The sequence below is a fragment of the Bacillus sp. T2.9-1 genome, assembly GCF_950097965.1.
In the GTDB taxonomy this organism is placed as follows: Bacteria; Bacillota; Bacilli; order Bacillales; family Cytobacillaceae; genus Niallia; species Niallia hominis.
In genome coordinates, this window is record NZ_CATNHG010000068.1 from 49,514 (window position 1) to 70,765 (window position 21,252).

The 21,252-nt window shown below is 35.7% G+C and carries 27 protein-coding genes and 1 pseudogene; 19 read left to right on the plus strand and 9 right to left on the minus strand.

Annotation, left to right across the window (positions count from 1 at the left end; translation table 11 throughout):
- The first annotated feature begins 14 nt into the window (after positions 1 to 14).
- The 6 genes from QQZ16_RS04745 to rpsI all read left to right on the plus strand — a co-directional run bounded on the left by QQZ16_RS04745 (position 15) and on the right by rpsI (position 4,408).
- Positions 15 to 854 (plus strand): energy-coupling factor ABC transporter ATP-binding protein, encoded by an 840-nt coding sequence (locus tag QQZ16_RS04745; protein ID WP_235251443.1) that lies wholly within the window; start codon positions 15 to 17, stop codon positions 852 to 854.
- Positions 830 to 1,702 (plus strand): energy-coupling factor ABC transporter ATP-binding protein, encoded by an 873-nt coding sequence (locus QQZ16_RS04750; protein ID WP_284561150.1) that lies wholly within the window; start codon positions 830 to 832, stop codon positions 1,700 to 1,702. The genes QQZ16_RS04745 and QQZ16_RS04750 overlap by 25 nt, the downstream gene beginning before the upstream one ends.
- Positions 1,702 to 2,496: an energy-coupling factor transporter transmembrane component T family protein gene (locus tag QQZ16_RS04755; protein WP_235251445.1), complete on the plus strand. Its 795-nt coding sequence runs from the start codon at positions 1,702 to 1,704 to the stop codon at positions 2,494 to 2,496. Before QQZ16_RS04750 ends, QQZ16_RS04755 begins: the two co-directional genes overlap by 1 nt.
- A gap of 11 nt (positions 2,497 to 2,507) precedes the next feature.
- Positions 2,508 to 3,245 (plus strand): tRNA pseudouridine(38-40) synthase TruA, encoded by a 738-nt coding sequence (truA, locus tag QQZ16_RS04760; protein WP_284561168.1) that lies wholly within the window; start codon positions 2,508 to 2,510, stop codon positions 3,243 to 3,245.
- A gap of 310 nt (positions 3,246 to 3,555) precedes the next feature.
- Positions 3,556 to 3,993, plus strand: a complete 438-nt coding sequence (rplM, locus tag QQZ16_RS04765; RefSeq protein ID WP_235251447.1) for a 50S ribosomal protein L13 — start codon at positions 3,556 to 3,558, stop codon at positions 3,991 to 3,993.
- 22 nt (positions 3,994 to 4,015) lie between these two features.
- Positions 4,016 to 4,408, plus strand: a complete 393-nt coding sequence (rpsI, locus tag QQZ16_RS04770; RefSeq protein ID WP_016204588.1) for a 30S ribosomal protein S9 — start codon at positions 4,016 to 4,018, stop codon at positions 4,406 to 4,408.
- A gap of 68 nt (positions 4,409 to 4,476) precedes the next feature.
- Here the strand turns inward: rpsI and QQZ16_RS04775 are convergent, their stop codons facing one another.
- From QQZ16_RS04775 to QQZ16_RS04810, 8 genes are all read right to left on the minus strand, one after another.
- A complete protein-coding gene (locus tag QQZ16_RS04775; protein WP_284561151.1) occupies positions 4,477 to 5,517 on the minus strand; it encodes a tyrosine-type recombinase/integrase in 1,041 nt (346 codons plus the stop codon).
- Positions 5,518 to 5,611: 94 nt separating this feature from the next.
- The gene (locus QQZ16_RS04780) at positions 5,612 to 5,809 is read right to left on the minus strand and encodes a DNA-binding protein (protein ID WP_284561152.1); all 198 of its coding nucleotides are present in this window, start codon (positions 5,807 to 5,809) and stop codon (positions 5,612 to 5,614) included.
- 26 nt (positions 5,810 to 5,835) lie between these two features.
- Positions 5,836 to 6,024, minus strand: coding sequence for a hypothetical protein (locus QQZ16_RS04785; RefSeq protein ID WP_284561153.1), 189 nt, complete (start codon positions 6,022 to 6,024; stop codon positions 5,836 to 5,838).
- 1 nt (position 6,025) lies between these two features.
- Positions 6,026 to 6,520, minus strand: coding sequence for a hypothetical protein (locus tag QQZ16_RS04790; protein WP_284561154.1), 495 nt, complete (start codon positions 6,518 to 6,520; stop codon positions 6,026 to 6,028).
- Positions 6,517 to 6,711 (minus strand): hypothetical protein, encoded by a 195-nt coding sequence (locus QQZ16_RS04795; RefSeq protein WP_284561155.1) that lies wholly within the window; start codon positions 6,709 to 6,711, stop codon positions 6,517 to 6,519. Before QQZ16_RS04795 ends, QQZ16_RS04790 begins: the two co-directional genes overlap by 4 nt.
- Positions 6,698 to 7,189, minus strand: a complete 492-nt coding sequence (locus QQZ16_RS04800) for a hypothetical protein (RefSeq protein WP_284561156.1) — start codon at positions 7,187 to 7,189, stop codon at positions 6,698 to 6,700. Before QQZ16_RS04800 ends, QQZ16_RS04795 begins: the two co-directional genes overlap by 14 nt.
- Positions 7,190 to 7,405: 216 nt before the next feature.
- Entirely contained in the window at positions 7,406 to 8,716 is a 1,311-nt protein-coding gene (locus QQZ16_RS04805) for an FtsK/SpoIIIE domain-containing protein (protein WP_284561157.1), read from the minus strand.
- 99 nt (positions 8,717 to 8,815) lie between these two features.
- Positions 8,816 to 9,175, minus strand: coding sequence for a hypothetical protein (locus QQZ16_RS04810; RefSeq protein ID WP_284561158.1), 360 nt, complete (start codon positions 9,173 to 9,175; stop codon positions 8,816 to 8,818).
- A gap of 152 nt (positions 9,176 to 9,327) precedes the next feature.
- Between QQZ16_RS04810 and QQZ16_RS04815 the strand changes: the two genes are divergently transcribed.
- From QQZ16_RS04815 to QQZ16_RS04835, 5 genes and pseudogenes are all read left to right on the plus strand, one after another.
- On the plus strand, positions 9,328 to 10,065 hold the full coding sequence (locus QQZ16_RS04815) for a hypothetical protein (RefSeq protein ID WP_284561159.1): 738 nt from the start codon (positions 9,328 to 9,330) through the stop codon (positions 10,063 to 10,065).
- A gap of 313 nt (positions 10,066 to 10,378) precedes the next feature.
- A pseudogene (locus QQZ16_RS04820) lies at positions 10,379 to 10,684 on the plus strand (JAB domain-containing protein); the annotation flags it as partial.
- Positions 10,685 to 10,762: 78 nt separating this feature from the next.
- On the plus strand, positions 10,763 to 11,839 hold the full coding sequence (locus tag QQZ16_RS04825; protein WP_284561160.1) for a tyrosine-type recombinase/integrase: 1,077 nt from the start codon (positions 10,763 to 10,765) through the stop codon (positions 11,837 to 11,839).
- Between the two features lie 31 nt (positions 11,840 to 11,870).
- The gene (locus QQZ16_RS04830) at positions 11,871 to 12,155 is read left to right on the plus strand and encodes a helix-turn-helix domain-containing protein (RefSeq protein ID WP_446715446.1); all 285 of its coding nucleotides are present in this window, start codon (positions 11,871 to 11,873) and stop codon (positions 12,153 to 12,155) included.
- Positions 12,156 to 12,159: 4 nt separating this feature from the next.
- Positions 12,160 to 13,518, plus strand: coding sequence for a site-specific integrase (locus QQZ16_RS04835; protein WP_284561161.1), 1,359 nt, complete (start codon positions 12,160 to 12,162; stop codon positions 13,516 to 13,518).
- Here QQZ16_RS04835 and QQZ16_RS04840 read toward each other — a convergent pair.
- Positions 13,501 to 14,706, minus strand: coding sequence for an IS4 family transposase (locus QQZ16_RS04840; protein ID WP_284561170.1), 1,206 nt, complete (start codon positions 14,704 to 14,706; stop codon positions 13,501 to 13,503). The genes QQZ16_RS04835 and QQZ16_RS04840 overlap by 18 nt on opposite strands.
- Before the next feature lie 201 nt (positions 14,707 to 14,907).
- On the opposite strand from QQZ16_RS04840, the gene QQZ16_RS04845 reads away from it, so the two are divergent.
- From QQZ16_RS04845 to proB, 8 genes are all read left to right on the plus strand, one after another.
- Positions 14,908 to 15,429, plus strand: a complete 522-nt coding sequence (locus tag QQZ16_RS04845) for a GrpB family protein (protein WP_284561162.1) — start codon at positions 14,908 to 14,910, stop codon at positions 15,427 to 15,429.
- A gap of 84 nt (positions 15,430 to 15,513) precedes the next feature.
- Positions 15,514 to 16,071 (plus strand): AAA family ATPase, encoded by a 558-nt coding sequence (locus QQZ16_RS04850; RefSeq protein ID WP_284561163.1) that lies wholly within the window; start codon positions 15,514 to 15,516, stop codon positions 16,069 to 16,071.
- A 129-nt stretch (positions 16,072 to 16,200) separates the two neighbouring features.
- The gene (locus tag QQZ16_RS04855) at positions 16,201 to 16,374 is read left to right on the plus strand and encodes a JAB domain-containing protein (protein WP_284561171.1); all 174 of its coding nucleotides are present in this window, start codon (positions 16,201 to 16,203) and stop codon (positions 16,372 to 16,374) included.
- 223 nt (positions 16,375 to 16,597) lie between these two features.
- A complete protein-coding gene (locus QQZ16_RS04860) occupies positions 16,598 to 17,095 on the plus strand; it encodes a GNAT family N-acetyltransferase (RefSeq protein WP_284561164.1) in 498 nt (165 codons plus the stop codon).
- A 68-nt stretch (positions 17,096 to 17,163) separates the two neighbouring features.
- Entirely contained in the window at positions 17,164 to 17,970 is an 807-nt protein-coding gene (locus tag QQZ16_RS04865; protein WP_284561165.1) for an aminoglycoside adenylyltransferase domain-containing protein, read from the plus strand.
- A 63-nt stretch (positions 17,971 to 18,033) separates the two neighbouring features.
- Positions 18,034 to 18,426 (plus strand): NUDIX hydrolase, encoded by a 393-nt coding sequence (locus tag QQZ16_RS04870; protein ID WP_284561166.1) that lies wholly within the window; start codon positions 18,034 to 18,036, stop codon positions 18,424 to 18,426.
- A gap of 834 nt (positions 18,427 to 19,260) precedes the next feature.
- Positions 19,261 to 20,103 carry a pyrroline-5-carboxylate reductase gene (proC, locus tag QQZ16_RS04875; RefSeq protein WP_235251448.1) on the plus strand — a complete coding sequence of 281 codons (843 nt, stop codon included), beginning with the start codon at positions 19,261 to 19,263 and terminating at the stop codon, positions 20,101 to 20,103.
- Between the two features lie 21 nt (positions 20,104 to 20,124).
- Positions 20,125 to 21,252, plus strand: coding sequence for a glutamate 5-kinase (gene proB, locus QQZ16_RS04880; protein ID WP_268817848.1), 1,128 nt, complete (start codon positions 20,125 to 20,127; stop codon positions 21,250 to 21,252).

Below are 21,252 nucleotides of genomic sequence, written 5' to 3' on the forward strand. Positions count from 1 at the left end.
ATGGTGGGATTGTAATGGACCAAACGATTTTAGTAAAGGTCGAAAATGTAACCTTTAAATATGAGGAGCAATTAGAAAACGCCCTAGATCAAGTTTCTTTACATGTTAATAAAGGAGAATGGGTTGCTGTAGTTGGACACAATGGATCAGGTAAATCTACGCTGGCTAAGTTATTAAATGGATTACAATTCTCTAATGAAGGTTCTATTATAATAGATGATATTCCTATTACAGAGGATTCTGTATGGAATATCAGAAAAAAGGTTGGCATGGTATTCCAAAATCCTGATAATCAGTTTGTCGGCACAACTGTAAAGGATGATGTGGCTTTTGGTTTAGAAAATAACGCCGTTCCAAGGAGTGAGATGGTAACAAGAGTAGAGCGTTCTTTAGAAAAAGTAAAGATGTTATCTTTTCTTGATCAAGAGCCACATCATCTATCTGGTGGACAAAAGCAGAGAGTCGCTATTGCGGGAATTATTGCATTAAAACCTGAAATTATCATTTTAGATGAAGCTACATCTATGTTGGATCCTCAGGGAAGAGAAGAAGTTTTTGAAATCATGAGAGATTTGCAAAAAGAAAACATGACGATTATCTCGATTACTCATGATTTGGACGAGGCAGCTAAGGCAGATCGAATCATTGTAATGAATAAGGGGAAAGTGTATAAAGAGGGAACACCAAAAGAAATTTTTAAACTTCAAAAAGAACTCGTAGAGATTGGTTTAGATATCCCTTTTACCATTAAACTGAGAGAAAGTCTCATGAGCAAAGGTATTCCATTAGAAGAAGTATATTTAACAGAAGAAGAGTTGGTGGCAGGCATATGGACATCTCACTTCAAAAAGTAGAGTATCGTTATCAGGAAAATTCGCCGTTTGAGCGGTTAGCAATAGAGGATGTAAGTTTTGATATTCCCTCTGGAAGCTATGTTGCCGTAATAGGTCATACTGGCTCTGGAAAATCAACTATTTTACAGCATCTTAATGCTCTTTTAACCCCAACGAAAGGGAAGGTTATAATAGGAGACCGCACCATTGAAGGTGGACAAAAGCATAAAAATTTGCGGAATATTCGACAAAGAGTAGGTATTGTTTTTCAATTTCCAGAACAGCAGGTGTTTGAGGAAACAGTAGAAAAGGATATTTGCTTTGGTCCTCTTAATTTTGGGATCGCAGAGTCGGAAGCGAAGATAAGAGCTGAAAAAGCATTACGCGAGGTAGGTTTATCGGAAGAGTTTCTTTTAAAGTCTCCTTTTGATTTATCTGGTGGTCAGATGAGAAGAGTGGCTATTGCAGGTGTTTTAGCAATGGAACCGGATGTACTTGTGTTAGATGAACCAACAGCTGGATTAGATCCAAGGGGCAGAAGAGAAATAATGGATATGTTTTATAAACTTCATAAAGAACGGAATTTAACGACCATTTTAGTTACACATAGTATGGAAGATGCTGCTCAATATGCCGATCAAATAGTCATTATGAATAAAGGGAAGGTTCATCGTCAAGGAACACCGATGGAAATTTTTAAGAGTGCACAAGATTTAGCTTCTATTGGCCTAAATGTACCTGAGGTAGTGCGATTCCAAAAAAAAGTTGAAGCAAAAATGGGGATAAAGATGGCACAAGTGCATTTAAATATGGAAGACTTCACGGAGGAATTAGCAGTGTATCTAAAGAAGAAAGTAGGGAGTAATTAATGGGGAAAATGATTATTGGCCGGTTTATTCCCGTCGATTCGATATTGCATAAAATGGATCCCCGTTCAAAATTGCTTCTTGTTTTCCTATTTATTTGCGTTGTATTTTTGGCTAACAATATTTGGAGCTATTCTTTGCTAATTGTATATGTAGGTACATTAGTAGCCATTTCCAATGTACCGATTAAGTATATTTATTTAGGATTACGGCCTATTTTTTGGTTAATTATTTTCACCTTTATTTTGCATTTGTTCTTTACAAAGAATGGGGATCTATTGTTTGAATGGGGATGGATTACCATTTATGAAGAAGGCGTAAGGATGGGGGTTCTTATTTCAATCCGGTTCTTCCTGCTTATTATCATGACATCCTTGCTCACATTAACAACAACGCCAATTGAATTGACAGATGCAATTGAAACATTATTAGGACCGTTAAAGAAGGTGAAATTTCCTGTCCATGAGCTTGCTCTTATGATGTCTATTTCTTTGCGTTTCATCCCGACATTAATGGATGAGACAGAAAAGATTATGAAGGCTCAAATGGCAAGAGGTGTGGAATTCTCTAGTGGCTCGATAAAAAGCCGAATTCAAGCCATTATTCCGTTATTGATTCCTTTATTTGTTAATTCCTTTAAACGGGCTGAGGAGCTTGCTATCGCTATGGAAGCACGCGGTTATCAAGGTGGAGAAGGAAGAACAAAATATCGTCAGTTAGTATGGAGTCCCATCGATTCAATTATGATTATTATTTTGATCCTAGTAACAGCATTGCTGTTTGTATTAAGAACGTAGTGGAGAATAAGATGCAAAGATATAAATGTACAATAAGCTATGACGGTTCAAATTATAGTGGTTTTCAGATTCAGCCAAAGGATCGAACGGTACAGGGGGAGATCGAAAAGGCTTTAAGAAAGCTTCATAAAGGGGTAGAGGTGAAGATTCAGGCATCAGGGAGAACAGATGCCGGTGTTCATGCCAAAGGACAAGTTATTCATTTTGATAGCTCTCTTGATATTCCAGCAGAAAAGTGGCCAATTGCATTAAATACGTTATTGCCTCATGATATAGTAGTCGCAGATGCTGTGATAGTGTCTGAATCCTTTCATGCAAGATATAATGTAACAGCAAAGGAATACCGCTACTTTATTCAATTAGGAGAGCGGAGAGACCCATTTAAACGTCATTATGCTTATTACTATCCATATAGCCTAAATGTGGAAGCAATGAGAGAAGCGTTGGGCTATTTTATCGGTGAATATGATTTTACTAGTTTTTGCTCTGCTAAAACAGACAAAGAAAAAAAAGTAAGAACTGTAACTGGGGTAAAGTTAATAGAGGAAGAAAATATGCTAATATTTTCTTTTCAAGGGAATGGGTTCCTTTATAACATGGTGCGTATTATGGTTGGAACATTACTAGATGTTGGAAGAGGAAAGAAATCTCCAGAGGAAATCCCGGTAATTATTGAGAAAAAAGATAGAAAAGCAGCTGGAAAAACCGCTTCAGCAAATGGATTGTATCTTTGGAAAGTATTGTATTAAAAGAATATCGTAGATTTTCGCGCAAAATATATTTTCTCTGATGCTGAAATGAGTGAAATAGATTTTATTTTATAAGCGGAAATCAGTATTTTTTGAGTGAAAACTAAAATAAAACTAATTTTTTTCTCATAACAACTAAACCTGGTGTAACATTCCCTTGACATATACTAGTCTAGGATATATCATAATATGGTATGTATTTTAAACCCACATTAAGCCCCGGAACTTAATTGTGTGAACATATAGACGTAAGAACAGAACATTCGTAATTTAAAACAAATTATAATTAAACATTTCAGGAGGGAAACTCATGCGTACAACGTTTATGGCTAATTCAAACACTATTGATCGTAAATGGTACGTGATTGATGCTGAAGGCCAAACTTTAGGTCGTCTTGCTAGTGAAATAGCATCAATTCTACGTGGTAAACATAAACCAACTTTCACACCTCATGTGGATACTGGTGATCATGTAATTATTTTAAATGCTTCAAAAATTGAATTGACTGGTAAAAAATTAACTGACAAAATTTACTACCGTCACTCCATGCACCCAGGTGGATTAAAGCAAAGAACTGCTTTAGAAATGCGTACTAACTATCCAGAGCAAATGTTAGAACTTGCAATCAAAGGTATGCTTCCAAAGAATTCTCTTGGTCGTCAAATGTTTAGAAAATTACACGTATATGCTGGTAGCGAACATCCGCACCAAGCTCAACAACCAGAAGTTTACGAACTTCGTGGATAATTAATAAAGGGAGGTAAAACAAATGGCACAGGTTCAATATATCGGTACTGGTCGTCGTAAAAGCTCTGTTGCTCGTGTACGTTTAGTTCCAGGTGACGGACAAATCATCATCAATGGTCGTGAAATCGAAAGTTATATCCCGTTTGCAGCTTTACGCGAAGTTGTTAAACAACCATTAGTAGCTACTGAAACTACTGGAAGCTACAATATTTTAGTAAATGTTAACGGTGGAGGTTATACTGGTCAAGCTGGCGCTATCCGTCATGGTATCGCTCGTGCTTTACTTCAAGTAGATCCTGAATATCGTCCAACATTAAAACGTGCAGGATTATTAACTCGTGACGCTCGTATGAAAGAACGTAAAAAATACGGTCTTAAAGGCGCTCGTCGTGCACCTCAGTTCTCAAAACGTTAATCAATTCCTTATTGTATCAACGTTTACAAAGGTTTTTTGGTTCAAGTTGGTTCAAATCAGCTTAAAACTCATAAAGAACTTAACAGATTTAAAGCATCGGCATCTTGCTGGTGCTTTTTTTCTGGCATTAATTCTAGGTAATAATTTTGGGTTGTTTGGATGTTGATATGTCCTAAACGTTTCGATACGTATGCAATGTCGATATCTTGAGCAAATAAGAATGATGCATGTGTATCACGCAAACCATGAAAAGTTGTTTTTTCAATGTCTAAGCTCTCTAACAACTCCGCTAATAGTTCAGACTGTTTAAATCCTCCAAAATTAAAAATATAACCATTTGCTTTCACTGGAATTTGGCGAATAAGCTCATAAACTTCTTTGTTAATTGACACATCACGTTTTGCATTTTGTGTTTTTAATGAAGTATCATCAGAAGTAGGACTGATTGAATGTCTAACTTTTATTCCGTATTCATAAAGGCTCTCTGGTCGTATTGCAAGTAGTTCCCCACGTCGCATACCTGTTTCTAATGCCAATAATACAAGTACGTTAAATTCATCTTCTGAATGCTGTAAAACGTAATTACGTAGCTTTCTAAAATCTGTAATAGACAAAGCTTTGTTTCGTTTAGGTGGGTTTTCTCCACGTGTTTTCACTAAACGAGCAAAATCATTTGCAATGTAACCACGGGCATATGCATCACGTAAAGATGTTTTAATTTTAAGAAGTACTTCATGTGTTGTTTTTCTTGAATGTGTTTTTGCATATTCATCAATTTTCTTTTGGACAACAATATCATTTAAGTCTTTTAATTGGATATCCTGAAATAAGTTTTTAATAACCCCTAAAGTACGAACATAATTTTGAAATGTCGTTTCTTTAACGTCATTGACCTTTACAAGGTAAATCCAATTCTCGAAAAAATCCGCAAATGTGGTTGTTCTGTGAGCAAGTTCTTTTCCTTCTCCTTTCGCTAATTCCATTTCTAATGCCCAAAGATTTGCTTCTTTCTTTGTTGGAAAGGTTTGCGAAACCCTTTTATGTTGACCATGTTTGTATAAAGAAACCTGTGCTCGATATGACTTTCCTCTTTTTACTATACTAGCCATACTATCATCCCTCTCATAAAAATAGCTGATAGATGCTAGTTGAATACAATTATATTGTATTTCTAAACTAGCATCTTATCAACTGTCGGCATTTTTAAACGGAGTGTTTTTCGATAAAGTGTACTAAAGATTTCATTGTGTATCGTTCGTGCCTGCCAATCATGAAACGCTCAAGCTCTTCATGTGGTCGGATATATTTATCAAAAGACTTCGGGTCTATACCTAGAAAATCTGATGCTTGTTCTCTGGTTAAAAGATATGGATAGTCTTTTGTAGCCATGCTAATGCTCATGTAGCATCATCTCCTTATGGTGTGAATTATTTTAATTCCTTTAGTGCTTGTTCAGCGCTGTGTTTTATATTCCCTAATATATCTTCAGGTGTATAGATGCCGTTTAGGTAATCAGAATGATTATCCTTTTTGTTGATTATTCCTTTGCCATTTTGAAGGAAATCTATCATTCTGACTATATGCTCGATGTGTTCCTTTGAGTTAATAATACTCATTTTACATCTTCCTCTCCCAAGGCTTACCTTCTAATTGATAAAGTGCCTTGTATTTATTTACCCAAGATATATGGTCATCATTGGGTTCGAATTCTTCATAGTACTGTTTATAGAAATAATCTATTAATTCCCGTGCTGTTCCATCGCCCCATATTTGCTGAACTTTCCACAATGTCGGAAGAAGACCAGCCCCCTTAATTAAATGGTCTATTGATTGTTCTAACAAATTGTTTCGTGGAGATGGTGATTCAAAGTGAAAGTTCTTTTCGTCTAACAATTCAAGCATTAATCTAGTTATCTTATGAGGTCGATTAGAATTAACATAAAAGAACATATAGCGATCTAGTAGAGAACTAACAATCAGGTTTTTCAGCTGTTCATCTGTGTTACATTCTTTGATAGCATCTGTTAATTGATGGGCGTAATCACCGGAATACTCTGCTTCAACGCGTGTCCAGTCATCTACTTCTTTAGCTACATGGCGCATGTGCTTCATGACAGTTGTTCCTCTTTCTTATCATAAATTCGTAAATGCACTTTTGTATTTCTGCTTTTTGCCCCGATATACAATGTTTGAGCCTGAAAATTTTTGGATACGTCGGACACCTTCGAGTTGTTTTTCTTGTATGGTTTTTCTTTATTGTCATCAATAACCTTTTGCAGATAACTTTTATTAGTACTTGCCATAGCGCAATTCAGTCCTTTTCTCTTCAATTGAACGTTTTAATTTAGCGATATCAATGCCTTTATTAAAAAAGTCGCAACACATATCAATTCGTGAAAGTCTAAAAGAGTATTCGTCAGCTTCAATCAACTTAAAAAAGGTGTGTAAATGAATCGGTTCGTTAAATTCCTCTTCATACCGCTTCCGATATTCATGCCATGCGTAAGCGCTGAATTTGACTATGACGCCCATTTTTGTGAATGCTTCATGATAGGCAATGCAAAAGTAAAATGGTGCATTGATGAATGAATAGCCAACGGTATAACCTTCAGGTAGCTTAACGTCAGCTTCATCAAAGTCGTCGAATAGCATATGCATTTTTGATTTAACCAAGAATGTGCCTATTAAGCTTTTTGCTACCCAGTCACGCCATTCATCAAAGTCAAATACGCCTTTTGCTTGTAATACAAGTGTAAATTGGTCAATATCTGGTTTAATCATGTTCTATTCACTCCTCGTTCCGAAAACTTTAGGGAAAGTTTTTTAAGTGTAAAAGCCTGCTATGACGGTATTAATTGTTGTTTTTGCTTCCTACCGGAGCTGGCGTGATTACCAAAACGCCAGCTCTCCTAAAGGTGTAAAGCACGGAGCGGAACCTTCCCCGCCTGGACGGCGGGTCCCTTTCCACTCTCTGTGCCGTCTTTCCTTAAGGAAAAGCTAGGTGCTTTCATTCAAAAAGCTACAGTAAGGAACCGACAACAAGCGTGGATTGTCTGCACTTGCAAGCCCTGGATAACTGTAAATTCCCTGACCAGCAGTAAACTCGACTGGTGGTATATCCACACCAGATGAAAATAAAGTTCTATAGGTTTGCTCATCGCTATCACCTAAGGCAATCTTCAAAACGAGCTGTTCTCTAATCGCTGTTGGCATCGTCTGAGCATTCATTTGTTGTGTCGCTACCCATAAAATACACCCTAGTTGACGACCCATGAATGCAACGTCAGAAAGTATGTTATCGACTTCATCACGTTCCTTTTTCGCCAAAGTCTTCCATGACTCTCTCAATGCCCCGAACTCATCAATAAGCAGGATTAGAGCAGGCAAACCAGCGTCCTTATATGTTTTGTTGCGATTCGATATGAAATAATCTTGCAACTCATCTTGTCGTTCTTTCATTCGTTCATGAAATTGTTTAATCAATTCAATTGCATTTGTCTTGTTGGCTGTTCGCTCATCACCAACGATACGTTTAGCCATTTGGTATACATCTGTACGCTTTGGGTCAATAATGAATAACTCATGATTGACCTTTTTCGATAATACTTGTTCAACTAGCATTTGAATGAAAACCGATTTACCACTACCTGTTTGTCCACTTAATCCCATATGATGAAACGGTACAGTTGCACGCTCATCTAAGCGTAAGGCGTAATCGTCTGCTGTCTTGTTTGACCATTCAATCAAATCACTTGCTGATTTAATTTCAAGTTGTTTTTGTGAATTTACAGCATAGAACTCATAGATGTACCAATTACGGTCTTTAGATAAATATTGACGTTCGCTTACATATCCTTCTAACGCTGAATCAATCCTCATGTCTTCTAATTTCTTGTCGAATTTAATTGAGTTTTGAATAAGCACTTTACCTGATTTTCTAGCTCGATTATCATCAAATTCAATTTTGATTTTCGGTAATCTAACTAAACGATTATCAAACTCACGTTCATCTTCGAATCTAGCATCTTTAATATGTCTTCTCATTCGTTTAATTATCGAATAATAATGCAAAGAAAAAAGTAGACCAAACCATAATTTATTGCGAATTGACCAACCAACGAATAAGCCAATTACCATCAAACCAATAGGAATCAAGAAGATATGTGACTCAACATGTGGAAGCTGTAATATCGTTATTTGTTCTGCAATCAATGGATACAGTTTGTAAAAGAAAGACCATAAAACGAGAAACAATCCGATGATTAGAAACGAAATAAACCCACGTTGCATTCGGTATGTTTTCTTCATGTAATTCACATCCTAATATTGTGATTCCGCCCCTTATCAGGGGCGGTCACATGCATTGAAATGATAATGATAGAAAGGGAAATAATTGTCCCTTGTCCTTTATTTAGGTTGGGTAATTTCCACATCATCTGCTTTAACAGAAAGTTCACTCATGAATGTTCCATACACAGAAGCTGTCGGATTCACAAATGTGACTCTACTGAACTTTTTATACTCTTTTGGCGGTTGAGGCACCTTTACAATAACTTGCTCGCCTGCATTAAGATCAGGTGCTACATCTGCCCCTGTGTATTCTGTTCGGTCAGTTGCAATAACCGTTTTATATTTGGTGCCTATGACTTTGGAATTCTTTCCGTCCTCGTCATATTCCTTCCAGTCTTCATGGGACATCACCCGTACATCCTTGTCCTTGAAAAATCCCGCTGCGTCAAAAACGTTGAAACTTCGCAATTTCTTCATCTGAAAAAGTTCATCCTTTCGATATTTTTTGAAAGCATTGCGCAATTAACTTTCTGACTTAATTGTAAGCCTAGTGATTTTATAACCCTAATGAAGAAAAATGATATAATGGTTGATATAATAACGTTATTTTTTTTAGGGGTGATTTTTAAATGTGGTCATTTACTAAAGCGGAAGGGTTAAGCCCTGAACAAATTGCGGAATTGAAGAATCAATGGTTTTCTATAGATGAAGCAATAGAAGAGTTGGCAGTTAACGGTGCTAGATTAACAGAATCAACTTTTCGTAGAGAGGCAAAAGAGGTAAATACGGATAAAGATTTTTTGGGGATTGGAAAACCGCAAGTAAAAAAGGAGAAGGTGGAAGGTAAGGGACGCCCTAGGCAAATTTATAATCGTGCGTTCATCGAAGCGCTTCGAGCAAATGCAATAAGTGATACGTATAAACGCATTGAGGAAGAGCCGATTGCTTTTTTTACAAACAATGATTGGAAAGCGAAGATTGAAGCAGAATTCAGGGAAATCTTAGATGAATATATAAAAGGCCCAGAAGCAGTGGATTCAGCTGTAGAAGAATTATTACTAACAGTTGGTAATAATATCATTGAAAAATACTATAGTATAATAGCGCAAAATAAACTCTTAGTGCATCAAAACAAAAAATTAGAAGATACCAAAGAATATTATATTGCTCTGTATCGAGGTGTGGAAGAGAACGCAAACGTATTAAATGACCTTGCGATTCATATAAAAAATGATATTTCCGAATCTTCATCAGCACTAAGTAGAAAAGAAGTTTATCACTTGAATCAAACGCTTAAGGTAAATAACAAGTTAGATGAAATATTGAAATCATTAAATGAGACTAAGGTCAAAAGCGGTAAGTCTTAAAATAGATGTCTCTGTATTGATTTTCCTTTTCAGCTCCCCTAATTATAATCTCCTAATTCGTCTATAAGGCAGAGACGAATTATCGATTATGTAAAGGGTCTTCGTTCTTCGGATGTTATGAGTCAGCCAAGTAGGATAAGGGTGCGTAAGAAAGCAATTAACGCTTTTAACGCACCCTAATTCATTGGGCTTCCCCAAAACATCTACGAATCACTTGATAGCTTTGCTACTTACTCCACTTGACATTAATCGATGCGAAGATTCTCTATATGGTGACCAGAAAGGTCAAAAAATAATAGAGAGGTTGATCTAGATGGAAACCATTTTAGAAGTAGTACGCATAGAACAAGTTATTAGAGAGGCTGAAGAAGGTGTTGATTACATCATTCGTAGCCCAGAAGACGGAGCAAAGATAGCATCTAGCTTTATTGGACGTGATGATCGTGAAGTGTTTTTTGTTATGTGTTTAAATACAAAGAATAATGTTATCGCAGTTCATCGTTGCCATGTTGGTTCGTTAAATGCCTCACTCGTTCATCCACGCGAGGTGTTTAAATCAGCAATACTTAATAACGCAGCCAGTGTCATTGCTGCGCATCAGCACCGGAGAAAGGATATGTTTCTTTTATATTAAACCTCTGATATATTAGGTAATAACTAAAAAAATTAGGTAATACCTAAAATGCGAGGTTATCAAATGGGGAAACAACCTTTTTTATCAGTGATCAGCAATAAACAAGAATTACACTATCCTTCATATGAAGAATCGAGAGAATACCAAGCAAAGTTAATTGGGCTATGGGAACAGCAACAACGTGTTCTAGGATATACAGAACATACTATAGCTCTTGGAACAAAGTGTTTAAATGAATTCTTAGATGTGTCAAATAAGTTCATATGGGAAGTTACAATGTCGGATGCGGATCAGTTTTATCTAGGATTGGTTGGAAGAGGACTGGCATATTCAACTAGGAGGAAATACCAATCCACTATCTCTACATTTTTAGAGTATTTAAAGACAAGGCATGGGCATGAAATTTGGGAGAGATATAGAGTACAAGTTCCTAACTTATTAGATAAATTTAACCGTTACTATCATAGAAAAGATGATCATAATGGTCAGGTAATACCTCCAAAACCAGAATTACTTGATAGGTTTTGGAATGGGTTGAAGGAAGAAATGAAAACAGCTAGAAAATATTCCACTGTAGCGAGAGACTATACCCTTTTTAGGATGTTAGAATTAACAGGTTTAAGAACTCACGAAATAATTATGATGGACGTAAAAGATTGTAGGTTTGACTTAGGGGAAAAAGGTAAAATTCATGTCCGTTTTGGAAAGGGATCTAAGGGGTCAGGATTTAAGCGACGATGGGTACCGATGTTGGATGATGTAGATTTACTCCTGAAATGGTACTTAGAAAAAATTAGGCCTCTTTTCACTAATGAAACTGTAGGACCTTTATTCTTATCAGAAGGTGGAGTAAGGCTAAATAAACACACAGCACGAAAGAGTTTAGCGAGAAGGCAAGAAAAGATGGGTTTTACTAAAGAAGAGATTTTTAGTCCTCATCAATTACGTCACTCATTCGCAACTCGTCAGACAGAACTTGGTGTTGACTTATTAACGCTAAAGGAACTGTTAGGTCACGCAGATGTCGCAACGACATTCAATTACTCTAATCCTGGTTCAGACCATCTGGAGAAAAGAGTGAGGATGGCTCAAGAAAAGTGGCGAAATCAATTATTAAACTTTAACAAAAAGGGTGAATGAATTGGCAATTGAATGGAGATTAAGAAAAGTCATGGCCGATAATGGAATATGGTCTGGGGCTGAATTGGGTAGGCTTTTGGAGGATAAGGCAGGTTATAAACTATCTCCTCCCTCTATAAGCGCTTTATTAACTAGTGAGCCTAAGCAAGTAAAAACCCAAACAATGGATGCGCTTTGTACTGCACTAGAATGTACTCCAAATGATTTATGGAAACACACTCCTACACCTGCGAAAAAACTTGAAAGACCAACGAATAATAAGTTGGCAAAGGCGGTTAATGAATCTATTTCTAAAGATAAACTTCCACCAATATAGGAGAATGATGAACAATTTTAATTGCTTATTTTGTGAAAGAAAACTAAATAAATCAGAAATTAATAAAAAAGCAACCGTCTGTCATAATTGTTTAAGTAAAGCTCGTGTAGAGAGGGTTCAAACCGAAGGTTTTCTTAAAGAAAATTTCAAAAAAACATGGAGTGCAACACTATTTAAAAAATATGTTTTGTATTTAAAAGAACTAGGTATTGGTGTGGAAACAATTCGTAAGAACACAAGTAAGGTGTTACAGGTTTTACAAGCAGCTGAAAATGAGCTTTTAAGGCCTTCTGATATTAATGAAGGTTGGTTGGTATCTACATTAGAAAAAATCTCTAATCCAAAGGGAATTAAATCAAGTCTATTTAATTTTTTAATTAAGGAAGGCTATTTAAGCTTTAACGCAGATGAGGGTATTATTACTAGCATTAGAGAGCTTTTAAAGCAAGTCCCAAAAGGATTTATACGTCTATTGGAGATATATTTCAATGAAAGAATGGAGCTTAGGAATAGGCAAATAAAGTTTAATGCGAGGAATCCATTATCCCTCTTAACAGTAAAGACTGACATGGAAATATTCGTAAGACTAGTCCGATGGTTTCAAATGAACTGTAAACATATAGAATCTTGGGATACTGTTCAACAAGAAGATGTTCATGATTTTCTTTTAAGTTTAACACCTAAGCACCGTGAGATTGTGAGGAAAGATTTATTAGTTCTTTTCAAGTTAGCCAAAAGAAAAAGAATAATAACCCATATACCAATCTTGGACATAAAATCAAGGGAGCTTCCTCCAACTATCGAGCCCTTATCCTTCGATGAGCAAGTAAGAGTGGCTAAAGTAATAAAAAGTCGCCTTTATGAACAACCATTAGAGTGTTTATTGACAACCCTATGTTTTTATCATGGGTTATCTTCATCACATATTAGCAACATAAAAATAAGTGACATAAACGTTGATTTGAAGGTAATTTACCTTAATGAGAGATCTCCTGTTTATTTATCTAATGATGAACTGGTATTAATAATTGAGTACCTTAAACAAAGATCAAACATAAAAAACGTAAAGAATAAGCCTTATTTAATTGTAAGTTCGAGCTCATCAGAAGTATATCAGGATCGTCCAATCAAAGCCCACTTCATAGCAAGAAAGGTAAAGGCTTTTTGTGGTTTTACACCCAAATCTTTAAGAATTACTTGTTTTAATACGATAGCTAGTCATTTTGGACCTCAACTACTTGTAGAAGGATTCGGTTTATCTTTAACACAAGCTTCAAGATATGGGAAGTTAGAGGACTATCTTATTGAAGAACAAATTCAATCTGAAAGGGAATATTTAAATAACTCAACTTTCGCACACTGAAATAGGAAGGTAGACCTTGATGTAATTAGGTAAGCCTGCAATCCAGTGTTGTAGTTGACATTGAATTAACTTTTGAATCCTTTTGTTACTTTCTTTTAGGACATCTTGAAGAAGCTCTAGTAGCTGTCCTAGTGCGACAGCCCAATCGAGATCACTAATTTCATCGCAAAGATCATAAAATAGACCACCTAATGTCCGTTGGTCTGTGCTACAACGGTTCTGCCAAGAGAGGACAATGTATCTAGTAAAGACGATTGTTGTATGACAAATTAAAGAGTCATACGAACGACCTTGAAACTCCTTTTGTAGCTTTAATAAGGATTTTGTTGTTTTGAAAAAGACTTCAATGTCCCAACGAATTCCGTAGATACGAATGATTTCTTGTTCACTTAAGCTGCAATCGGTACTTAAAATCGCTAACCATTCACTTTTTTTATTACGGTTACGGACAAATACAATTTTAACTGGTACTCCATTGGCTTGTGTCGTTTGAATAGACCGTAGAATTCCTTTCTTTCCTTGAACGGGTGAAGCTAATGAATAGAGTTCCTTCAAACTAACCTTTTTACCTTTCATCAGGTCAGGTGCCGTTTGTAAAGCTTCTAAACGGCGCTTATATCCAGAACTGCGCTTGTCAATGTTCTGTGACACTCCATTGATGACACTGTTTTTAGAGCTCAATAAAGAAAAGTCTACAGGCATAAACGTTGTACCGTCAGACCATCCCAATGTAAGCATACGAAAGCCTTTGTAGAAGCGCATTTTTTGAGAAGCGTGGTCAAAACAACGCGCAAGAAGTTCAACCGATTTACTTCGATTTTTATCATAAGATGAATCATCAACAATCAACACTTTGATACGCTCATGATTTGTAAGCTTACTTACTTTTTCAATCGAGTGTGCGCTTAATAAAAGCAGAAACCTTCTCCATGAATAAGTGGAACGGTTCAAAAAACGATAGACCTCATCTTTAGCTGGAATATCGGTAGATTTCTTACTTTCAAGTGTTCGAAACCAGTTTTTGTTTTCAAAGATCAAACAGAAAATGAGCTGAAATAAATAAGCACAGGTAAAGCCAAAAGACTTGGTAATCCCAGCTTTTCTAAGATGTTTCAATACTTTTAGTTCTTTAAAAGTAGATTTTATTTCATTTGGTAGTTGCTTAGATTGGTCATGATTCGCTATCATATAGAGGACACCTCTTCTGTATGGAATGTTTGATTCTCGACAAATCAACTATACCAAACGGATAGGTGTTTTTTCATGCATTTTTATGTGTCAATGATAGTACTTGAATGACATCGGCAACTACAGCTAGATGAATTTATAGCACATTTATCGATGCGAAAGTTGAGTAAATAAATAAACAATTCAAAAGGATGGTTCTGAATGAGAAGAGTTGAAGTGAAGCCGTATAACGAGCAGTGGCTTTCGATGTTTGAAGAAGAAGCTAATAAATTGCTTGAAATTTTTGGTTCCGAAATCATTGAAATCCATCATATCGGCAGTACGTCTGTAAACGGTCTAATGGCAAAGCCTATCATCGACATAATGCCTATTGTTAGAGACATTAATCGGATCGATGAGTTTAACACAGCAATGGTCGCCATTGGTTATGAACCAAAGGGAGAAAACGGGATAACTAGACGTAGATACTTCCAAAAAGGAGGAGATAATCGAACTCACCATGTCCACATTTATGAGTTGGGCAATCCTGAAATTGAGCGTCATATTGCATTTCGGGATTACTTGCGGGTACATCCATATGATGCAAAAAAGTATGGGGACTTAAAAGATGCATTATCTCAACGTTTTCCCTACAACATTGAATCGTATATCAAAGGGAAGGAAAAGCTGGCATTGGAGATTGAACGAAAAGCATTAGAGTGGTATCGGAGTTCAAGAGGATAATTAGATTATTTCACTAACAAGAAGCTAAAAACGGTACTTGTAATTACTAGTAGTATAATAAAAAATCATTAATGGAGGAAGTCTATGAAATTTGTACTTATATTTGGTCCGCAAGCAGTTGGTAAAATGACAGTAGGGCAAGAGTTAGCTAAAGTAACTGGATTGAAACTATTTCATAACCATATGACCATTGAATTACTTGAGCCCTTATTCAGCTTTAGTTCGGAAATGTGGAGGTTGTCAACTTTATTTAGAAAAGAAATATTCAAGGCAGTGGCTAAGAGTGAACTGGAAGGTTTGATCTTTACATATGTGTGGGCTTTTGATCAACAAGAGGATTGGGACTTCGTAGACCAGACATGTGAAATCTTTGAATCCGAGGGTGCCACTATTTATTTTGTGGAATTAGAAGCCGATATGGACGAGAGGCTGGAACGAAATAAAAGTCCGCATCGACTTGAGCATAAACCTACCAAAAGAAACGTTGATTGGTCGGAGAATGAACTAAAGGAATCAATGGAAAAATACAGATTGAACTCCCATAAAGATGAAATTAAAAATGAGAACTACATAAAAATTAATAATACAAATTTGAGTGCTGCAGAAGTAGCTGAAATAGTGTCAAAAAGGTTTGAATTATAAAATCACGTGAATGATCTTCAATTATAAGGCGTGATTGCCGAAAAGCCCATCAATTTAAATGAATTTATTATTCTTTAACAGATCAATAACTGATACAGGCGTCTTTTAGGTATCGCCGAACCTTTCTTAATCAAACATGTCCTTTTCCACCCAAGTGGTGATATAACACCATCGACGGAAGATATAAACGTCACAAAAAGATTAGTAGAGGCTGGAAAATTACTAGGGATTGAGTTGCTTGACCATTTAGTTGTAAATAGTGATAACAGATTTACTAGCCTGAAAGAAAGAGACTACATTTAAAGGGGAGAAACAACTCCCTTTTTTTCCTCAAGGTATTTATATATTCACATTATTAAAGATAGTTATGGTAGTATGATTATTACAGTTAATGTACCATATATAATATGGAACTATTACATATTAAAGTGACTTTATTCAATGAAATTCTCGAAGCTTGTTCAAATATAGGAGCAGTAGAGTTGAACAAGGAGATAAAAATTATTTAAGAATGAAGGAGAATATAATGGCTTATGAATTTAGTGTCATGACACAAGAACAAGCAGAAAATATCGCATTTAATTGGCATTATGATGGTGAATATTCTTTTTATGATATGGAAGCTGATGAAGAAGATTTAGATTTAGCCGAATTTTTAAACCCAGAAAAACGGGGAAACTCAACGTTTGCTGTAACAAAAGAAAATAAATTGGTTGGATTCTTTACCTTTAGTAAAGTTGCTGACGGAACCTTTGATATTGGGTTAGGAATGAGACCAGATTTAACTGGAAAAGGCAAGGGAAAAGAATTTTTAAGAGCAGGTATAAGCTTTATTCAGTCAGAATTTAAACCTGAAAAAATCACATTATCAGTTGCAACCTTTAATCAAAGAGCTATAAAATTATATAGAAAAGTAGGGTTTAGAGATGTAGAGACTTTCATGCAAGATACAAATGGTAGTACATATGAGTTTCTTAAGATGAATTTAAATGTTAAAACTGTTATTAAACTTGCTAGTGCTTGAACATAACAAGTAAATCGGTAATATGACGTTCTTTTTAATAAAGGGTAATAATAGGGAGAAGATTATAAATGGGGTATGATTGGAAAACGTGTCCTCCTGACATAAAAGATTTTACATTGAATCTACAAAAAGGCATTAGGGACATTCTAAATGATGACTTCGTAGGTTTTTATTTACATGGTTCGTTAGCTATGGGAGGTTTTAATCCAAAAAGTAGCGATATAGATGTTTTGGTTGTTACTAACAAGCTAATGAAAGTAGAGCAAAAAAGAAATCTAGCTCAGTTCTTTCTAAATTATTCTAATTCTCCATATCCAATTGAAATTAGTTTCCTAAATAAAGAACAACTAATGGATTGGCAGCATCCTTGCCCATTTGACTTTCACTATAGTGAATATTGGAGAAAACGGTATGAAGATGATCTCTTAAGAAATACAGATATATTTATAAAAGATGTTAATACTGATCCTGATTTAGCAGCCCATATAACAATAATTAATCACAGAGGTATTTGTATTGAGGGTAAGCCTGTTAATGAAGTTTTCCCTTTAATTCCTAAAACAGATTATGTATCGTCAATAATAGGTGATTATCAGGAATGCTTAGGGAATATTGTGGAAGATCCGATTTATTGTTCTTTAAATTTGATAAGAGTCTATTGGTATTTAAAGGAAGGAGTCATTTCTTCAAAACAAGAAGCAGGTAACTGGGGATTGATGGCCTTACCACAGGAATTAAGAATTACAATTAGAAAAGTAGTTGATATTTATGCGAATAATAAAGATACCTGTTCTTTCGATGAAGATAAACTTATATATCTGCGGAACTATATATCAGAAAAAATTCAAACGTTATTACGCCAAAGGGTGCTTTAGTGTAGCAACGAGAACTTTCGATAAATTACTTAATTTATATTACCAGAAAAAGAGGTTATTGTTATGCGAGATAGAGGTTCGGTAATAATAGAAGATAATAAAGTCGGATTAATTAAAAGAGTAAGAGAAGAAGCTGTATATTATGTGTTTCCAGGTGGTGGAATAGAAGAGGGAGAGACATCAATAGAGGCCGCTAAAAGAGAAGCATTCGAGGAATTAGGTGTAGAAGTCAAAATCAAGGAGTGTATAGCAAAAGTTGAATTTAATGGAATTCAATATTTTTTTCTATCTGAAATTATTAAAGGGACATTCGGAACTGGACAAGGTGAAGAGTACACAGACAAAGAGAGAGATAGAGGTACTTATTTACCTGTGTTGGTAGATATCAAAAGTTTATCGTCTATTGATGTTATACCAAAAGAAGTTGCTTTAAAAGTTCAATCCTTATTCAAGTAAAAGGTGCTTTACTTGAATAAGCCCCATTATTAAAAGGCTTTAGGTGTACACTATTTTATATAAAGCAGTGGAGAATATATTAACAAAGTGTATTCAACTAACATCTATCGTGTTGGTGCAAATTGGTTCAACTAATATCATTTTCAATCCTTTTTCATACATTTTTATCCATATAACAATTCCCAAAACGTTGATATAAATGGATTACGATGTATTCAATACACTTAAAATTTATCTGTATATTTCTCAAAACGTTAATTTTGGCGTTTCAAAGGCTCTCAACCATTATTGGTTGGGGGTCTTTTTATGGTTAAAAAGTAATCTTGACCACGAAATTATTCCGCAAAAGACTGCTATTTTCTAACTCCATATATTTTTTTGAATTTCACTGTTATCTTAAGTAATGTTAATTTGATAGGGCAATTTTTAGTCTAGAGGGAAGTTTTTATATGTAGTTGTTCAAAAATCTTTTGTATTTTACATGAGGTAGATGAATATCATCATATTCTTCCTTTTCAATGTTGAGAGTCTTTTATTTAGATAATATATCCTCAGTAAGGAGGGTGAAATCGATATTTGTTAGCATATGTCAGATGGTGTCTCTTATTCTTTAAGGATGATTTGGTCAATATCGGTAATTTCCCTTCTCCAGTCGAGAAACAGGATTATCCCGTTTTAAATGAACTTAGGTAATCAATATTAGACCATTTTCACTATCTCGCCCCTATCCTCGTCAATTGGGCAATTCCCCTTGAAACAAAATTTGAGCATGTTACGATTAGAAATGTTGAAAAAAGAATATGGAATGAATTATTAATACTTAGGAGGGTGCGGATGTTAAAAAATAAGACAGTAGCATTTTTAGGGGCAGGCTCGATGGCAGAGGCTATGATTGCAGGTGCTCTTAAAGCAGAAAAACTTCTCCCCAACCAAATAATTGCAACCAATAATAGCAATATGGATCGTCTACAAGGCTTAGCCAATAAATACGGCATAGAAACGGTTCAAAAGGAACAATTACCATATAAGAATATTGATTTGTTTATATTAGCGATGAAGCCGAAAGGAGCGAGAGAGGCACTACATTCGTTAAAAGAAAGACTAAACCCAGATCAAGTAGTAATTTCTGTATTGGCTGGCATAACAACAAATTTTATGGAAGACCATTTACAAGAAGGACAACAAGTTATTCGGGTGATGCCAAATACTTCAAGTATGGTACAGCAATCAGCAACAGCACTAACAAGTGGGCGATATACTAGGACAGAAAACATCGAAGCGGTGAAAGAATTACTTGAATGTATGGGCAAGGTCTTTGTGATAAATGAAGAGCAGATGGACCTCTTTACTGGAATTGCAGGAAGCGGACCAGCATACTTTTATTACTTAATGGAGCACATGGAGTCTGTTGGTTTGCAATATGGGATGCCAAAAGAACTAATTCGAGAAATCGTGTCGCAAACTGTTTATGGAGCAGCAAAAATGGTAATGGAAAAAGGAACATCACCTACTATCCTAAAAGAAAATGTAACTTCACCAAATGGAACAACCGCCTCTGGATTGAAAGCATTAGCAGATTATAACGGTGGAGAGGCCATATCCCAAGCAATCAAACATGCAGCAAGTCGATCCAAACAGATAAGCGCAGAGCTTGGTGGTGCAAAATTAAATTCTTAATGGAACAATAGGAGGTACAGAATGTTAACAGAGGATTTGCAAGAGCAAGATAAACAGATAAGAAGAGTTGTAATTAAGATTGGAAGCAGTTCCCTAACCAGCATGCACGGAGAAATAAGTCGGAAAAAACTCGAGAAATTAGTAGAGCAAATTGTGGAGCTAAAGGATGCTGGTTATGAAGTGGCTGTCGTTTCCTCAGGTGCGGTAGCTGCTGGGTATCGGAAACTCGGGTGTATAAAACGTCCAACTTCGCTTCCAGAAAAACAGGCGGCGGCATCTATCGGCCAAGGTTTATTAATGGAATCTTACTCAGAACTCTTTTTATCTCATGGATATGTTGCTTCGCAAATATTAATCACTAGAGGTGATTTTGCGGATGAAAAGCGATATACCAATATGAAAAATACATTAAATGTATTGTTGAATAGAGGAATTATTCCAATCATTAATGAAAATGATACGGTTACTATTGATCGTTTGAAATTTGGGGACAATGATACACTTTCGGCTAAGGTAGCAGCGCTCATTCATGGGGACCAGCTCATTATCTTATCAGATGTAGATGGATTGTATACCGATAATCCTCATAGGAATCCTCAAGCAAAGATGTTAGAAGAGGTTCAAACCATTACTTCTAAAATAGAGTCTTCAGCAGGCGGAGCAGATAGTGAAGTAGGAACAGGTGGAATGAAATCTAAAATTGCTGCAATGAAAATCGCATTAGCTTCTGGTATAGACGCTTTTTTAGGAAGAGCAGGAAAGCCTAATATTTTAATGGATGCGGTGAATGGTACAGCAAAAGGAACTTATTTTAGACAGAAGCAAAATGCCTATAACTTATGTGACGAACAACAGTGGATTGCTTTTCATTCTGGACCTGAAGGAAAAATTGTTGTTAGTACTACAGGGAAAGAAGAGATGCTTGAGAAACATAAGGATTTACTTGCTGAGAATATAGTGCTGGTGGATGGACGTTTTGAACAAGGAGCCGTTGTGAGAATCGTAGATGAACATCAAGAGGAAATTGGATTAGGTAGAGTGAACTTTTCTTATTTAGAGCTAAAAGAAAAGGTAGAAAAGGAAAATATTGCAATTGAGCAATCAACCTTTGTTTATTCTCGTAACTATATAGCATCAGAAGTTGTATAA

What these genes read in the sequence shown, in the direction of transcription:
- QQZ16_RS04745 (WP_235251443.1), top strand. Translation starts at nt 15, where the DNA reads ATGGACCAAACGATTTTAGTAAAGGTCGAAAATGTAACCTTTAAATAT.
- QQZ16_RS04750 (WP_284561150.1), top strand. Translation starts at nt 830, where the DNA reads ATGGACATCTCACTTCAAAAAGTAGAGTATCGTTATCAGGAAAATTCG.
- QQZ16_RS04755 (WP_235251445.1), top strand. Translation starts at nt 1,702, where the DNA reads ATGGGGAAAATGATTATTGGCCGGTTTATTCCCGTCGATTCGATATTG.
- truA (WP_284561168.1), top strand. Translation starts at nt 2,508, where the DNA reads ATGCAAAGATATAAATGTACAATAAGCTATGACGGTTCAAATTATAGT.
- rplM (WP_235251447.1), top strand. Translation starts at nt 3,556, where the DNA reads ATGCGTACAACGTTTATGGCTAATTCAAACACTATTGATCGTAAATGG.
- rpsI (WP_016204588.1), top strand. Translation starts at nt 4,016, where the DNA reads ATGGCACAGGTTCAATATATCGGTACTGGTCGTCGTAAAAGCTCTGTT.
- QQZ16_RS04775 (WP_284561151.1), bottom strand. Translation starts at nt 5,517, where the DNA reads ATGGCTAGTATAGTAAAAAGAGGAAAGTCATATCGAGCACAGGTTTCT.
- QQZ16_RS04780 (WP_284561152.1), bottom strand. Translation starts at nt 5,809, where the DNA reads ATGAGCATTAGCATGGCTACAAAAGACTATCCATATCTTTTAACCAGA.
- QQZ16_RS04785 (WP_284561153.1), bottom strand. Translation starts at nt 6,024, where the DNA reads ATGAGTATTATTAACTCAAAGGAACACATCGAGCATATAGTCAGAATG.
- QQZ16_RS04790 (WP_284561154.1), bottom strand. Translation starts at nt 6,520, where the DNA reads ATGAAGCACATGCGCCATGTAGCTAAAGAAGTAGATGACTGGACACGC.
- QQZ16_RS04795 (WP_284561155.1), bottom strand. Translation starts at nt 6,711, where the DNA reads ATGGCAAGTACTAATAAAAGTTATCTGCAAAAGGTTATTGATGACAAT.
- QQZ16_RS04800 (WP_284561156.1), bottom strand. Translation starts at nt 7,189, where the DNA reads ATGATTAAACCAGATATTGACCAATTTACACTTGTATTACAAGCAAAA.
- QQZ16_RS04805 (WP_284561157.1), bottom strand. Translation starts at nt 8,716, where the DNA reads ATGAAGAAAACATACCGAATGCAACGTGGGTTTATTTCGTTTCTAATC.
- QQZ16_RS04810 (WP_284561158.1), bottom strand. Translation starts at nt 9,175, where the DNA reads ATGAAGAAATTGCGAAGTTTCAACGTTTTTGACGCAGCGGGATTTTTC.
- QQZ16_RS04815 (WP_284561159.1), top strand. Translation starts at nt 9,328, where the DNA reads ATGTGGTCATTTACTAAAGCGGAAGGGTTAAGCCCTGAACAAATTGCG.
- QQZ16_RS04825 (WP_284561160.1), top strand. Translation starts at nt 10,763, where the DNA reads ATGGGGAAACAACCTTTTTTATCAGTGATCAGCAATAAACAAGAATTA.
- QQZ16_RS04830 (WP_446715446.1), top strand. Translation starts at nt 11,871, where the DNA reads ATGGCCGATAATGGAATATGGTCTGGGGCTGAATTGGGTAGGCTTTTG.
- QQZ16_RS04835 (WP_284561161.1), top strand. Translation starts at nt 12,160, where the DNA reads ATGATGAACAATTTTAATTGCTTATTTTGTGAAAGAAAACTAAATAAA.
- QQZ16_RS04840 (WP_284561170.1), bottom strand. Translation starts at nt 14,706, where the DNA reads ATGATAGCGAATCATGACCAATCTAAGCAACTACCAAATGAAATAAAA.
- QQZ16_RS04845 (WP_284561162.1), top strand. Translation starts at nt 14,908, where the DNA reads ATGAGAAGAGTTGAAGTGAAGCCGTATAACGAGCAGTGGCTTTCGATG.
- QQZ16_RS04850 (WP_284561163.1), top strand. Translation starts at nt 15,514, where the DNA reads ATGAAATTTGTACTTATATTTGGTCCGCAAGCAGTTGGTAAAATGACA.
- QQZ16_RS04860 (WP_284561164.1), top strand. Translation starts at nt 16,598, where the DNA reads ATGGCTTATGAATTTAGTGTCATGACACAAGAACAAGCAGAAAATATC.
- QQZ16_RS04865 (WP_284561165.1), top strand. Translation starts at nt 17,164, where the DNA reads ATGGGGTATGATTGGAAAACGTGTCCTCCTGACATAAAAGATTTTACA.
- QQZ16_RS04870 (WP_284561166.1), top strand. Translation starts at nt 18,034, where the DNA reads ATGCGAGATAGAGGTTCGGTAATAATAGAAGATAATAAAGTCGGATTA.
- proC (WP_235251448.1), top strand. Translation starts at nt 19,261, where the DNA reads ATGTTAAAAAATAAGACAGTAGCATTTTTAGGGGCAGGCTCGATGGCA.
- proB (WP_268817848.1), top strand. Translation starts at nt 20,125, where the DNA reads ATGTTAACAGAGGATTTGCAAGAGCAAGATAAACAGATAAGAAGAGTT.